17 protein-coding genes and 1 pseudogene are annotated in these 13,369 nt (G+C 66.5%); 9 read left to right on the top strand and 9 right to left on the bottom strand.

What is annotated here, in order from left to right; all coding sequences use genetic code 11:
* Positions 1-28: 28 nt before the first annotated feature.
* On the bottom strand, positions 29-832 hold the full coding sequence (locus RTY13_RS10215; protein WP_312783176.1) for a DUF1365 family protein: 804 nt from the start codon (positions 830-832) through the stop codon (positions 29-31).
* A complete protein-coding gene (locus RTY13_RS10220; RefSeq protein ID WP_312783178.1) occupies positions 829-2,154 on the bottom strand; it encodes an FAD-dependent oxidoreductase in 1,326 nt (441 codons plus the stop codon). Before RTY13_RS10220 ends, RTY13_RS10215 begins: the two co-directional genes overlap by 4 nt.
* A 124-nt stretch (positions 2,155-2,278) precedes the next feature.
* Here RTY13_RS10220 and RTY13_RS10225 point away from each other — a divergent pair, with 124 nt between their 5' ends.
* Genes RTY13_RS10225 through RTY13_RS10235 form a run of 3 tightly spaced genes read left to right on the top strand, consistent with a single transcriptional unit; the run spans position 2,279 to position 4,292 of the window.
* Entirely contained in the window at positions 2,279-2,857 is a 579-nt protein-coding gene (locus tag RTY13_RS10225) for a sigma-70 family RNA polymerase sigma factor (RefSeq protein WP_312783181.1), read from the top strand.
* Positions 2,854-3,492, top strand: coding sequence for a ChrR family anti-sigma-E factor (locus tag RTY13_RS10230; RefSeq protein WP_312783183.1), 639 nt, complete (start codon positions 2,854-2,856; stop codon positions 3,490-3,492). Before RTY13_RS10225 ends, RTY13_RS10230 begins: the two co-directional genes overlap by 4 nt.
* Positions 3,489-4,292, top strand: a complete 804-nt coding sequence (locus RTY13_RS10235; RefSeq protein ID WP_312783184.1) for a DUF1295 domain-containing protein — start codon at positions 3,489-3,491, stop codon at positions 4,290-4,292. The genes RTY13_RS10230 and RTY13_RS10235 overlap by 4 nt, the downstream gene beginning before the upstream one ends.
* On the opposite strand, the gene RTY13_RS10240 is transcribed toward RTY13_RS10235, so the two are convergent.
* Positions 4,289-4,699: a DUF2177 family protein gene (locus tag RTY13_RS10240; RefSeq protein ID WP_312783186.1), complete on the bottom strand. Its 411-nt coding sequence runs from the start codon at positions 4,697-4,699 to the stop codon at positions 4,289-4,291. The two genes, RTY13_RS10235 and RTY13_RS10240, sit on opposite strands and share 4 nt — an antisense overlap.
* Positions 4,700-5,072: 373 nt before the next feature.
* Here RTY13_RS10240 and RTY13_RS10245 point away from each other — a divergent pair, with 373 nt between their 5' ends.
* The 5 genes and pseudogenes from RTY13_RS10245 to RTY13_RS10265 form a co-directional block, all read left to right on the top strand.
* A complete protein-coding gene (locus RTY13_RS10245) occupies positions 5,073-5,408 on the top strand; it encodes a metalloregulator ArsR/SmtB family transcription factor (RefSeq protein ID WP_312783188.1) in 336 nt (111 codons plus the stop codon).
* Positions 5,409-5,415: 7 nt separating this feature from the next.
* The gene (gene arsC, locus RTY13_RS10250; protein WP_312783191.1) at positions 5,416-5,838 is read left to right on the top strand and encodes an arsenate reductase (glutaredoxin); all 423 of its coding nucleotides are present in this window, start codon (positions 5,416-5,418) and stop codon (positions 5,836-5,838) included.
* Positions 5,838-6,923, top strand: coding sequence for an ACR3 family arsenite efflux transporter (gene arsB / locus RTY13_RS10255; RefSeq protein ID WP_312783193.1), 1,086 nt, complete (start codon positions 5,838-5,840; stop codon positions 6,921-6,923). Before arsC ends, arsB begins: the two co-directional genes overlap by 1 nt.
* Positions 6,920-7,360, top strand: a complete 441-nt coding sequence (arsN2, locus tag RTY13_RS10260) for an arsenic resistance N-acetyltransferase ArsN2 (RefSeq protein WP_312783194.1) — start codon at positions 6,920-6,922, stop codon at positions 7,358-7,360. The genes arsB and arsN2 overlap by 4 nt, the downstream gene beginning before the upstream one ends.
* Positions 7,357-7,806 (top strand): annotated as a pseudogene (locus RTY13_RS10265) (NAD(P)H-dependent oxidoreductase); the annotation flags it as partial. The gene arsN2 and the pseudogene RTY13_RS10265, both read left to right, overlap by 4 nt.
* Here the strand turns inward: RTY13_RS10265 and RTY13_RS10270 are convergent.
* From RTY13_RS10270 to RTY13_RS10290, 5 genes are read right to left on the bottom strand one after another with little or no spacing between them, the layout of a single operon-like run.
* Positions 7,784-8,308, bottom strand: coding sequence for a lytic transglycosylase domain-containing protein (locus RTY13_RS10270; protein WP_312783196.1), 525 nt, complete (start codon positions 8,306-8,308; stop codon positions 7,784-7,786). The pseudogene RTY13_RS10265 and the gene RTY13_RS10270 sit on opposite strands and share 23 nt — an antisense overlap.
* Positions 8,302-8,820, bottom strand: coding sequence for a S26 family signal peptidase (locus RTY13_RS10275; protein ID WP_312783197.1), 519 nt, complete (start codon positions 8,818-8,820; stop codon positions 8,302-8,304). Before RTY13_RS10275 ends, RTY13_RS10270 begins: the two co-directional genes overlap by 7 nt.
* The gene (locus tag RTY13_RS10280; protein ID WP_312783198.1) at positions 8,817-9,479 is read right to left on the bottom strand and encodes a TrbI/VirB10 family protein; all 663 of its coding nucleotides are present in this window, start codon (positions 9,477-9,479) and stop codon (positions 8,817-8,819) included. The genes RTY13_RS10275 and RTY13_RS10280 overlap by 4 nt, the downstream gene beginning before the upstream one ends.
* Before the next feature lie 7 nt (positions 9,480-9,486).
* A complete protein-coding gene (locus RTY13_RS10285) occupies positions 9,487-9,624 on the bottom strand; it encodes a hypothetical protein (RefSeq protein ID WP_312783199.1) in 138 nt (45 codons plus the stop codon).
* Entirely contained in the window at positions 9,624-9,944 is a 321-nt protein-coding gene (locus RTY13_RS10290) for a TrbC/VirB2 family protein (protein ID WP_207821729.1), read from the bottom strand. Before RTY13_RS10290 ends, RTY13_RS10285 begins: the two co-directional genes overlap by 1 nt.
* Positions 9,945-10,323: 379 nt before the next feature.
* Here RTY13_RS10290 and RTY13_RS10295 point away from each other — a divergent pair, with 379 nt between their 5' ends.
* Complete coding sequence (locus RTY13_RS10295; protein ID WP_312783202.1) at positions 10,324-10,998, top strand: pentapeptide repeat-containing protein; 675 nt, start codon at positions 10,324-10,326, stop codon at positions 10,996-10,998.
* A 216-nt stretch (positions 10,999-11,214) separates the two neighbouring features.
* Here the strand turns inward: RTY13_RS10295 and RTY13_RS10300 are convergent, their stop codons facing one another.
* Positions 11,215-13,242, bottom strand: a complete 2,028-nt coding sequence (locus RTY13_RS10300; protein WP_312783204.1) for an ATP-binding protein — start codon at positions 13,240-13,242, stop codon at positions 11,215-11,217.
* Positions 13,243-13,369: the final 127 nt, after the last annotated feature.

A 13,369-nucleotide genomic window follows, 5' to 3' on the forward strand; every position in this document is an offset into this window, starting at 1 on the left:
GACGGCGCCCCCCGGGGATTTCCAAAGATCAACGCGCAAGACGGCTCTCACGCGCCCGCCGCTGGATCGTGACAGACTCCCGGGCCGGAGGCGGCTGTCGGGTCAGGCGCACGCCCTTGAGCCACAGCTTCAGCGCCTCCCAATGAATGGCGGCCATGACCTTGAGCGTCATAAGGGGCAGGGCCAGCGCCGCCGCCCACAACTGTCTGTCCTGCAGTGGTCGTCGTTCGCCGGACATGGCGGCGGTGATCAGGACACCCTCGGCGTCCAGACCGTCAATCGTCAGATCCAGCCGCTCTCCGGGCGCGTGGCCGCGGAAGGCGTAATCCATCTCCATCTCCATGAAGGGCGAGACATAGAGGGCCTTGGCCGCACCCTGACGGATCAGACCCGCCGCCTGATCCACGTTCGGCACAGGGATGACGTAGGCGTGGCGCGCGCCAAAGGTGCTGGTCACCTCATAGACCATGGCCGCCAGACGTCCGTCGGCCTGATGGCAGTAGTAGAGGCTGATCGGGTTGAAGACGTAGCCCAGCACGCGCGGCATGGTCAGCAGACGGATCGGCCCGTCGCCGATGTCGATCCCGGCGCGCCTGAGGAAATCTTCGATCTGAGGGCGTAGCGCCGTTCCCGACCCGTCGCCGTGATCACGATCATGAAAGGACAGCAGGTTGAACCGATTGCGCGAGAACAGGCGAAGGCGTCGGTCCAGCCCGTCGATTTCGGCCAGATCGAGCAGCAGCCAGAAGACGCGATAGTTCAACTGATGCGCCCGGGGCCGCAGCCGTCTGTGCATGACGCCGCCGCGATAGAGGGCTGAGACCTGGGTCACGCGGCCTGCTCCACGACCTTCGATGCGGCGAGCGACAGATGAATGCGGCCGCTCTCGTTCTGGACCGACCACGGCCGCCGCACGCCGCCCAGTTGTTCGGCCACGGCCAGACCCGATTGCAGGCCGTCCTCATGAAAGCCCGCGCCGAAGTGGGCGCCGCAGAACCAGACGCCGCCCTGCCCTTGCAGGCCCCACAGCTGCTTCTGCGCCTGGATGGCGGCGGGGGTGAAGATGGGATGCTCGTACAGTTCGCTGCGCAGCAGGGTGTCCGGCCTGGGGGGACGCGGCGGGTTCAGGGTGACGAACAGGTCCTGACCCGGCAGCCCCTGCAGCTTGTTCATCCAGTAGGTCACGCACAGACCCTCATCGGCCCCGATATAGTTCCAACTGGCCCATGCCCGGCGACGTTTCGGCATCAGGCCCGCGTCGGTGTGCAGGACCGTCAGATTGCGGCTGTAGCGGAAGGCGCCCAGCACCTCCTTTTCCCGCGCGGTCGGCTCGGCCAGCATGGCCAGGGCCTGATCGGCATGGGCGCCGATGACGACATGATCGAAGCGCTCGACGCCGCCCTGACTGTCGTGGACCATGACGCCCTGATCCGTGCGCCGCACCGCTGTCACCCCGTGGTTCAGCCGCACGTCGTCGATTTCATGCGCCAAGCGCTCGACATAGACCCGGCTGCCGCCCACGACGGTGCGCCACAAGGGCCGCCCGACCAGCTTCAACAGGCCATGGTTGCCACAGAAGCGAATGAAGGCCTCGGCGGGATAGTCCATCAGCGTATGCGCCGGCGAGGACCAGATCGCCGCCGCCATCGGCAGCAGGTGGTCATCGCGGAAGGCCTCGCTGAACCCCTCGCGCTTCAGATAGTCGCCCAGCGTCAGGTTGGGATCCGTCAGACCGCCCAGGTCGATCGGGGCCTCGCGATAAAATCGCATGATCTCACCCAGCATAGACCAGAAGCGCGGGCGAAGGACATTGCGGCGTTGGGCGAACAGGCCTGGCGCGGCGTACTCGAACCGTCCGCCGTCCAGCGACACGGCAAACGACATATCGGTCGCGCGCGTCTCGACCCCCAGATGCGCGAACAGGGCGATCAGATTGGGATAGGTGGCGTCGTTGAAGCAGATGAAGCCGGTGTCGACCGGCACAGCCCCCGTCGCCACGCCCGCCGTCACCGTGTTGGAATGACCGCCCAGACGGTCCGCCTTTTCATAGATCGTCACCCTATGGCGCTGCGACAGCAGCCAGGCCGACGACAGGGCGGCCACGCCCGAGCCGATCACGGCGATCTTCAAACTGTCAGCGGCAGGATAGGACATGTCCGGATTACGCACCGGCGGCGCAATCGGATTGCGAATGATCCAGACATTTCCACGAAGCGTATTAGGCTTCATGCATGCCGAGGCTTCGTCACTCACATCCCCTGCGCGGCGGGCGTCCGGCATGAGCCTGCACGCGCTCTCGCCCGATCCGTTCGTGCATGATCGGCTGATCGAGGCCGTGGCGCTGAGACGCGACCGCGAGGCCTTCGCCCAGTTGTTCAGCTATTTCGCCCCCCGCCTGAAGGCTTGGCTGATCAAGTCAGGCGCCACGCCCGGCGCGGCCGAAGACTTCGCCCAGGACGCCATGCTGACGGTCTGGCGCAAGGCCGACCTGTTCGATGCGCGCAAGGCGCGGGCCGCCACCTGGATCTTCACCATCGCCCGCAACCGGCGGCTCGATATGCTACGCCGCGACGCCCGCCCCCTGCCCGTCCCCGAGATCGAACTGACGGAACAGACGGTCGAACGACCTGACGACCTTCTGGTGCTGTCCGAAGACGCCGAGCGGGTTCGCGACGCCCTGTCGCGGCTCAAACCCGATCAGGTCGAGGTGCTGCGCCTCGCCTTCTTCATGGACAGCCCCCATTCCGAAATCGCCCGCCAACTCGACCTGCCGCTGGGCACCGTCAAATCCCGTATCCGCAACGCCATGATCAAACTGCGCCTGATCCTCGAACCGTCCGAGGAGGCCGCCCGATGAAGGCTCTTCGCAACCCCTCCGAGGAACGCCTCCTCGCCTATGCCGCGGGGAACCTCAGCCCGCCCGAGGCCGTGGTGGTCGCCGCGCATCTGGCCCTGCGCCCCGCCAACGACGCCTGGGTGCGCCAGCTACAGGCCGTGGGCGGCGAGTTCCTGAGCGATGCGGCGCCCACCCCCATGGCAGACGACGCCCTGGCGCGGGCCATGGCGCGGATCGACACCGACGCGGGCGAGGTAAAGGCCCCGGCGCCGCTCAACGACATGCCCGAACTACCCGAACCCTTGCGCCGCTACGCCCTGGGTCGGTGGCGCTGGATCGGGCCGGGCATGCGGGTGCGGGACGTCCACGCTCCGCGCGACGGCGACTGCCGGGTCATCCTGCTGGAGATCGGTCCGGGGCGCGAGACGCCTCGCCACACCCACGGCGGGGTCGAACTGACCTGCGTCCTGTCCGGCGCATACGCAACCGAGACCGAGCGGTTCGACGTCGGCGATCTGGAAGAGGCCGACCCCGAGGTGCTGCACCAGCCGCGCGTGGTGTCGGACGGCCCTTGCCTCTGCGTCGTCGCTCTGGACGGCCAGATTCAGCTCGAAGGATGGCTGGGCCGACTGATGCAGCCCTTCGTGCGGCTATGATCCGACTGCTGCCGCTCTGGGGCGCGGCGGCACTGTTCATGGTGGTCGTCATGGCTGCGGCATGGATTGTACAACGCCGCACGGGCCAAGGCGGCTGGGCCGACGCCTTCTGGTCACTGGGTCTGGGCGCGGCGGGGGTCGGCGTCGCCCTGTTTCCTATGGACGGAGCCCCGCCCTCGCCCCGACAGTGGCTGACGGCGGCCCTGATCGGCCTGTGGGGTCTGCGGCTGGGTCTGCACATCGCCGCCCGCGCGGCTCATGAGAGCGAGGATCCGCGTTACGCCCGCCTGCGCGACCAATGGGGCGCGAGCTTCCAGCCCAGGATGTTTGGTTTCCTCATGTTGCAGGCGGGCGCTGCTGCATTTCTGGTGCTCAGCCTCCTGCTGGCGGCCCGCAATCCGACGCCAGGGCTGACACTGCAAGACGGCCTGGCCGGCCTGATCTTCGCGGCCGCCCTGCTCGGTGAAGGGATCGCCGACCGCCAGCTCGCCGCCTTCAAGGCCGATCCCGGCAATCGGGGACGGGTTTGCGACCGCGGCCTGTGGGCCTGGTCACGGCACCCCAACTATTTCTTTGAATGGCTAGGCTGGTGCGCCTGGCCGGTGTTCGCCATCGACCTCAGCGGCGCCTGGCTGTGGGGTTGGCTGGCGCTGAGCGGGCCTGTCTATATCTACTGGCTGCTAACGCGGGTGTCGGGCGTGCCGCTGCTGGAGGCCCATATGCGCCGCTCACGGCCCGAAGCCTTCGCAGCCTACGTCGCCCGCACCAGCACCTTCTTCCCGCGACCGCCCCGGCGCTAGACAGGCGTTCGAAGCAATCGCATCGCCAATGCGCACGCTATCGACGACGCCCCGGCGCTGACACACACGCCCCAGGCCATGTCGATCAGCGACAGCTTCAGGCTCCAGGTCTTCAGCGTGGCCAGATTGGTCAGGTCATAGGTCCCGTAGGCGAAGAGGCCGAACACCCCGCCCCATAGCAGCGCCTTTTTCCAACCACCTTCGGCCAGGCCCGGCAGGACGGCGAAGATCGTCAGGCCCGCGGCGTAGAGGGCGTAGAAGGCGATGGCGGGCGCCAACCGGAAGTTCTCCGCCAGCATTGACCCGATCAAGGGGCGGTAGAGCCGGTCGCCCATAGCGCCCAGCCAGGCCGTGTCGATCACGGCGAAGGCGACAAGGGTCAGAAGGTAGGCGATCGCGGTATTCATGGCGCAGCTCCATCAGCTCCTAGCCTATACGAACGGCGCGCCCCGCCGGATGACCCCGAGCTTTCGATCCCGCAGGTTGATACACGCGTCAGCGCCGGGGGCACAGTGTCGACGAAACCGCGCTGAGGCGCCCGTGCCGGCCGGGCTAGGCCCCTCAGCGGGGCAATGACCCGCGAAACACCGAAGCTAGTCACACGAAGATAGATGGAGCGACCAACCATATCGACGGCGCTCCACCCGGAATAGGGTCTCTTAATCTTGTGAAGGGAAATCAGTCTCTTCAGAGCCATGAGCGGACATAGGTAGGCAGGAAGAAAGCGGGCATTCTTGCTGCTCCAGTTGACGACGCCATTAATTCTATTATTTTAGAACTATGGAATCAGAAACCGCCATCCTTGTTCTCGCCGCACTGGCGCAGTCCACCCGCCTTGAGACCTTCCGCCTGCTGGTCCGGCACGAACCCGAAGGCCTGCCAGCCGGAGAGATCGCCGACGCCTTGGCGGTGCCCGCCAACACCATGTCAGCGCACCTCGGTGTCCTGTCCCGCGCCGGTCTGATCAGTTCGGAGCGTCGCAGCCGGTCGATCATCTATCGGGCCGACCTGGATCGCCTCCAGGGGCTGGTCCTGTTCCTCCTCAAGGACTGCTGCCAGGGCCGCGCCGAGCTGTGCGAGCCGCTGCTGGCCGAACTCTCGCCCTGCCGCGCCTGAGGACATCATGGACGTCGTCATCTATCACAACCCCGCATGCGGGACGTCGCGCAACGCCCTGGCCCTGATCCGCCACGTCGGGATCGAGCCGCACGTCATCGAGTATCTGAAAACGCCGCCCAACCGCGCCATGCTCCTGGGGCTGGTCGAGCGCATTGGCGGCCCGCTGCGCAGCCTTCTGCGTGAAAAGGGCACGCCCTTCGCGGAACTGAGGCTCAGCGATCCGGGCCTGACCGATGCCCAGTTGCTGGACGCCATTGAGGCGCATCCCGTCCTGCTGAACCGACCGATCGTCGTGTCGCCGCTAGGGGTGAAGCTGTGCCGACCGTCCGAGGCGGTTCTCGACCTCTTGCCGTCCGAGGGCCTGAAGCCCTTCACCAAGGAGGACGGCGAGGTCGTCATCGACGCCGAGGGCCGGAGGATCCGCTGATGGTCGATGCCGTGATGACTGAACAACCGCCGCGCCGCCTCTCCTTCCTGGACCGCTGGCTGACGCTGTGGATTTTCGCCGCCATGGCGCTGGGTGTGCTGCTGGCCACGCTTGTGCCGGGGCTGCCCGCATGGATCGACAGCCTGTCGGTCGGGACGACCAACATCCCCATCGCCATCGGCCTGATCCTGATGATGTATCCGCCGCTGGCACGGGTGAAGTACGAGGAACTGCCCCGCGTCTTCGCCGACAAGCGGGTGCTTGCCCTGTCCCTGTTCCAGAACTGGGTGCTGGGGCCGGTGCTGATGTTCGCCCTGGCGGTCATCTTCCTACATGATCAGCCGGAATACATGACCGGCGTCATCCTGATCGGTCTGGCCCGCTGCATCGCCATGGTGCTGGTCTGGAACCAACTGGCGCGCGGCGACAATCAGTATGTGGCGGGCCTGGTCGCCTTCAACTCGATCTTCCAGATCGCATTCTTCAGCCTCTACGCCTGGCTGTTCCTGACCGTTCTGCCGCCGATGTTCGGGCTAGAGACCAGCGTGGTCGACGTCAGCGTCTGGACCATAGCCGGCGCCGTCCTGGTCTATCTGGGCCTGCCCTTCCTCGGCGGCTTCCTGACCCGTCGGACTCTGGTCGCGAGGAAGGGGAACGACTGGTACGAGACGCGCTTCCTGCCGCGCATCGCGCCGATCACCCTGATCGCCCTGTTGTTCACCATCGTCGCCATGTTCAGCCTGAAGGGCGGCGAGGTGGTCGCCCTGCCGCTGGACGCCCTGCGCATCGCCATCCCCCTGACGATCTACTTTTTCGTCATGTTCCTGGTCAGCTTCCTGATGGGGCGGCTGATCGAGGCGGACTATCCGCGCGCCACGGCCCTGGCCTTCACCGCCGCATCCAACAATTTCGAACTGGCGATCGCCGTCGCCATCGCGGCTTTCGGACTGGCCTCGCCGGTCGCCTTCGCCGCCGTCATCGGCCCGCTGGTCGAGGTCCCGGTGCTGATCCTGCTGGTCTCGGTCGCCCTGTGGCTGGGCCGCCGCTATTTCCCAGCGACCGCGCCGAAGGATGTCTGTCGATGACCTTCAAAGCCACGCCCCTCCCCGAACCTACCCCAGACCTGATCGCCGTACTGGAAGCCGCAGGCTTGCCCACGGATGACCTCCAACAACCCGGCCGTCGTTTCTACCGCTTCGAGGACGATGCCGGACTGATCGGCTACGGCGGACTAGAGCAGATCGGCCACGACGCCCTGATCCGCTCCATGGTCGTCGTCGACGCCCGTCGCGGCTGTGATCTGGACGCGGAAGTCCTCTCATGGCTGGAAGCCAGCGCGGCCGAGCAGAAGGCGACCACCCTCTACCTGCTCACGACCACGGCGACCGCCTTCTTCCAGCGACAGGGCTACGTAGTCCTGCCCCGATCAGCCGCGCCGACCGCCATCGCCGCCTCCAGGCAGTTTAGCGCCCTGTGTCCGGCTTCGGCAGCATTCATGTTCAAGGAGTTGCCTACCCAATGACCCGTCTTCGCGCCCTGCCCGATCCCGATCACCTGCCCGCGCTGGACCCGGCCTACCTGTCGAACCGTCCGGCGCTGGGCCTCGGCCTGAACGATCATCCGCCGCGTATCCTGCTGCTCTACGGCTCGCTCCGGGATCGGTCCTTTTCCCGCCTGTGCGTCGAGGAAGCCGCACGCCTTCTGCGCTTCATGGGCTGCGAGACGCGCATCTTCGATCCGTCCGACCTGCCCCTGACCGATCAGGTCGACTATGACGACCATCCTGCCGTCCATGAACTGCGTGAACACGCCCTGTGGTCGGAGGGCATGGCCTGGAGCAGCCCCGAGCGTCACGGCCAGATTTCCGGGATCATGAAACTCCAGATCGACCACCTGCCGCTGAACATGGGCGGCATGCGCCCGACCCAGGGCCGCACCCTGGCGGTCATGCAGGTGTCGGGCGGCTCTCCGCGATGTCGGGTACGCGCCCGAGACGGGCCACCCGGCCAGGCCCGGCGTTATAGGCGGCAAGCGCCAGCCTCAGGTCTCGGAAGCGCAGGATCTGCCTGGCGAGATAATCAGCCCCTCCTCTAAGGTTTTCAGCAGGATCGAAGCGGTTTCTCACGCCCAGCTCGAGGGCGGTGGCGGGCATGAGCTGGGTCAGACCTGCGGCCCCGACCGGAGAGACCGCATCCGTCCGGTAGGCGCTCTCCGTCACGACCAGGGCGTGCAGCAGTTTCGGGTCCAGCCCGTGAACGGCGGCGGCGGCGACGACCGCCTCGTGGAAAGGCTGGTCCAAAGGCTCGACCCTCGCGAGGGGTTCTGCGCCCGCGGAGGCTTCCGCCTCGCCTTCGGCCTCCTGGGCGCGCCCAAAGAGGTCGCCGCCCGCCGCGCTCCAGTTCACCGCCTGGGCCTGGGCCGCCCCGGCGACGGTCGCCATCAGCACCGCCGCGATCATTCCCCTCACCATGTCAGCACCTCCCTGTAGACGCCGACCACCTCGGAGCGGCGCACCGGCCCGAAGTAGCGGCTGTCGAAACTCCCCGGCGTATCGCCGAGGAGGAAGAGCTCGTCCGGTTCAAGGACGCGGCATTCGCGCCAGGCCGGCAGGATCGCGCCACGGCGATCCCGCTCCAGCCTCGCCGCCCAACGTCCGGGCGCCTGGACCCCGTCGCCAGCGGCGCAGACGCGGTCTCCCCCCATGGCGACGACCCGCTTCAGCAGCAGGAGGTCGGCAGGCATGCTCAACCGCTCGAGATAGGGTCTGGCCGCCTCGGACTGGGCAACCGCCACGACCGCGCCCGGCGACACCCTCTCGCCTGTGCGGACGTAGAGGCCGCGCGCCAGGCTGGAGCTTTCATTGATCAGGGCCATGGCAGGTCCGTCGCCGCCGACCGCCAGCGCCGCGACGACCAGGCCGATCGCCGTGACGGTCGTCTCCCGCCATCGCCCGGTCCAAGGGCCTGCCCGCTTCCGGATCATGGCTGATAGGGCTCCAGGATCAGGTCTCGCGTGATCATGACCCGGACCGGCGCCCCGGCTCGAAGCCGGATCGACGGACGAACCTCCAGTTCGCGATCCACCAGCCGACCGCCGACCTGAGCGCCTTCGATGGCCGCAGCGTCCCCGGCGTCGCCCAGCCAGCCGCCGGAACCTCGGCTGCTGTCGTCCCGGGCCATCTGCCCCAGGGTGGTGACCGCGCCCGCAAAGAGCGTCCCGACAAGAAGGGGAAACAGCCGACGATCGACCTGCCCCCGCACCCCGATCGCCCCTTGCGCGTCCACGCCCGGCTCGCCGTCCAGGATCAGACTCTTGCCGTTGGGCAGGATCAGACGCTCCCAGACCAGGAAGGCCCGCCGGTCGCCATAGGCGCTTTCGCCCTCATGACGGCCGATCAGCCGCGTGCCCTGGGGGACAAGCAAATGGCGACCGCTCACCGTGTCGAAGACGTTCTGGGTCACCATGGCGACGACCGGCCCGGCACGGGCTGTGTCGACACCCGTCAACAGGGCGGCGGGCACCATCGCCCCGGCCTTGAGCTCGAAGGGCGACAGGGGCGCAGTCAGGACATTCTCATTGTAGGCAGCCCCCTGTCGCCCGTTCGCGGTAGAGGCCTCGCTCGCCCGCTGCGCAGACGCCACAACCGGCTCAGCGGTCGATGGCCGTCGTGCCCATGAGGACGGCGTAGTCGCGCGGCATGCCGGCCATCAGCACGGGCTCGACCAGGGCCTGGGCCACCGGCAGGTCCCAGCCCTCGGGATGCAGATTGTCGAGGGAGCGGGCCATCAGGCGATCTCCACCCCGCCGGCGAAGCCGAAGAAGTCGAGGAAGAAGGTCGAGGCCGCAAAGGCGATGGTCAGCCCGAACAGGATGCCCAGGGCCCGCCGCATGGAGGACCCGCTCTCGCTCATGGCGACGCCGGCCCCGAACAGGACCACGGCGATCACGGCTGCGGCCTGGACGACCGGCCCCGTAATCGACTGCACCACCTGCTGGATCGGCCCTTCCCAGGGCATCCCCGTTCCACCCGCCAGCGCCGTCCCCGCAGCCAGAAGGCCGCTCGCCAAGGCTGCGCCGAACAGGCGCTGTCCCACTCTCCGCTTCATGATCCGCCTCCAGGGTTCAGCGCATTTCAGGGCGCCGCGACTCATTGCAAGCAAAACAATCCACAGGGAGTCAATGAGAAATATTGTTTTATTTCAGCGACTTATTTTGAACTTCTGGCCAAGTTGTTCGCAAGTTCCAGAGGCGTCGCAGAAGGCTTCCGGCTCGCCGGCCCGGCAGGCTCCGCGCCTTCAGGAGGTCCAGGGAATGAACCGTAAAATCAGAAGCTTCCTGAAGCATCCCGTCTGACAACCGCGCCCGGCCGGCTGTGAGCGCGGCGAGGAAGGGGCTGCAGCAAGGCGCCAAGCGCGCCGACCGCCAGAATTTAACCTCAATCCATATGGTAGCCGGACGGTCTCGAATTCACCTCAGGCGCCCCGGATGCACCCCCTTATTGACGGCCAGACCCTATCGCGCTCCGACCTCGAGGCCCTTGCCGGGGGCAAGATCAGGACCCTCCGCGGGTGCGTTTTCGATTATGTCGATCTGTCAGGCCTGAATCTGAACGGCCTTCTGTTCGATCGCTGCAGCTTCAAGGGGACGGACTTCACCAGCGCCCAACTCGAGGACACGCGATTTTCCGGCTGCCGCGGCGCCATGGCCAACTTCACCGCCGCCAGGCTGGACGCCTCGACCTGGAAATCCTGCGATCTCAACAATACGCGCTTCATCGGCGCCAGCCTTTCCGAGACGGTCTTCACCGGCTGCAAGCTGACGGGGGCGGATTTCTCACGATCGCGCCATGTCGGGACGACCTTCATCGAGACCACCCTGGCGTCCGCCCGCCTGCCCGGCTTCTCCTTTCGCAAGCAGACCTTGGAGACTGTCGATTTCAGCCATGCCGATCTTGCGGGCTGCGATTTTCGCGACGCCGTTCTGGACAACTGCAGCCTGCGCGACAGCCATCTGGTCGACGCCCGCTTCGACAACGCCGACCTGAGGGGCACCGACCTCGGCGGCCTGCGCCTGAACGACGCCCGACGGTTCAAGGGCGCGACCATCTCCCGCGCCCAGGCCGGCGCCCTGCTGGCCGAACTGGGCCTGAAGGTGATCTAGTTGGAGCCTGAGCCGACGAAACCCGAACGAATCTGGCTAGGCCTGAGACTTGTTCGATCTCGGCGACCAAGCGGTCGTCCAAGGCGGTCGCCATGCTGGGGTTGGTCCGCGCCTGTATGAGGGTAACGGAAACCGCCAAGGCCTGGCTCTTCAGCGACGCCAGGCGTTGTGCGCCCGGGATTCACACGCGCGCCAATCGCGCCTCGCCCCAGGCGCTCAGGCAGCAGATGTCTCCTGACGCCCCTCATCAGCCTGCGCGAGCGTGGAAAGCGCCTCGTACAGGGCCGACGCTGTAATGGGCTTGGCGAGATGCAAATCAGCTCCGGCCGCCAGGGCGGCGGCCACATGTTCCTCCAGGGTGTGGGCCGTCAGCATTACGATCGGCGTCCGCAGCCGCCCCTCCCTGCTTTCGAGCGCGCGAATGGCGCGCGTCGCCGCCAGACCGTCGGTCCCCGGCATCATCATGTCCATCAGGACGGCATCAAACGTCGACTGACGCCAGGTTTCGATCGCCATGGCGCCGTCGTTGACCGTCGTGACCGAAACGCCGGCGGCTCCGAGAATGAGTTCCAGCACCCGGCGGTTGGTCTCATTGTCGTCGGCCGCCAGAACCCGCGTAAAGGCCGGTCGCTCCGGGTCTGGACCGGTCCCGCGCTTCTCTTCTGCGGCCTCGCCCGCCGGGCCCAGGGGAAGTTCAAACCAGAAGGTCGCGCCCGCGCCCGGTTCGGCGCAGGCGTCGATGACGCCTCCCATGGCCTCAACGAGTTCCCGGCAAATCGCCAGCCCCAGCCCCGTCCCACCAGCGTGGCGCGAGATCGCGCCGTCTGTCTGATGGAAGCGTTCGAAGAGCATGCCTCTCTGTTCGACGGAAAATCCCATTCCCGTATCGCGAACCTCGAACCGGCGCCGCCCGCCCTCAAGGCCGGACACGTGAAGCGAGACCGAGCCCGCATCAGTGAATTTGATCGCATTGTTCAGAAGATTGATCAGCACCTGCTTCAATCGCAGTGGATCGCCGAAGACGCGATGCTCGCCAACCTCCTGATGCAACTGCAGGTCCAGGCCCTTTTCAGACGCCTTGAGCGCGCACAGGGCGAAGGCCCGTTCCACTTCAGCGCAAAGATCGAAGGCCTCACGCGTGATCTGCAGCTCCCCGGATTCGATCCTGGCCAGGTCGAGGATATCTCCGATAAGTCCCCGGAGCCTTTCAGCCGAGGCCTGGATGACCTGCGCTAATTCCTGCTGATGGGCGGACAGGGGCGTGCGGGCCAGAAGCTCGACAAGCCCGATGACCCCGTTGAGCGGCGTACGCAGCTCATGGCTCATATTGGCGAGGAAGGCGTTCTTGGCGTGATTGGCCGCATCCGCGCCCGCCCTGGCTCGTTCCAGTTCGGCTCTTTGCGCCTTGCGCCGGCTGATGTCCTTGATGGTCGTGCTCGTTCGCCTGGCCCCGTCCTCGAACCAGGGGGCGAGGCCGATCTCTATGTCCAGAGTCGAGCCGTCCTTGCGCCTCGCCACGGCTTCGCCTCGCACGGCCGTGGCAGAAACCGGCTCGCCTGCTCCGTCACGTTCAACGTTGTCGCGGAACTTCCGGAGATTCAGGCCCAGCAAGGTTTCGAGCCCGCCCGAGGCCTCCGTCTGCGAAAAGCCGAACAGGCGTTCCGCGCCGCCGGACCAGTAGATGATCCGGTCATGCTCGTCGGTGACGACAAAGGCGTCGGAGGCCGCTTCCAGAGCGCGTTGAAGCGCCATGCGCTTCTGGCGCCCCGCCAGGCGCTCCGCGGCGATCAGGCTGAGATCCTGAAGATGCGCGACCATCGCCTCGTCCCTCGGATACGGGTTCGATCCGGCGATGCAGAAGCCGCCGACCGCGCGCCCGTCCACCAGGAGCGGCGCGCTGGCGTAGAATCTTATCTGCGGCGGCCCCAGAACGAGCGGGTTGGCTTCGAAACGGGGGTCGGCCCGTGCGTCCTCGACCCAGAGGACACGATCAGGTTGAAGAATGGCGTGTCCGCATAAGGATTCGGCGCGTGTCGTTCCGACGGCGTCCAGTCCGGATCTGGCGACAAAACGCTTACGCTCCGCGTCGAGAAGCGAGACATAGGCGATCGACGCGCCGGACTGTCGACGCGCAAGCGCCAACAGATGGCTTAAAACCACGTCGCCAAGATCGTCATCAGTCTCCAGAGACCGGACGACCGATATACGGCCGTCTTCGTCCTCGGGTATGTCCGGAATCAGCATTTTTACCTCGCCCCCACGGGACGCTGGGCTCGCCGGCTTTCCCGGGCGTTAAGATTTCAACGCCTCCGCAACACTACGTAGTCGCTCTCCAAGGCTGCGCGGCTCCACCACGAACTTGCCTCGGCGC

It is taken from the genome of Brevundimonas sp. (assembly GCF_032055285.1).
Classification (GTDB): Bacteria; Pseudomonadota; Alphaproteobacteria; order Caulobacterales; family Caulobacteraceae; genus Brevundimonas.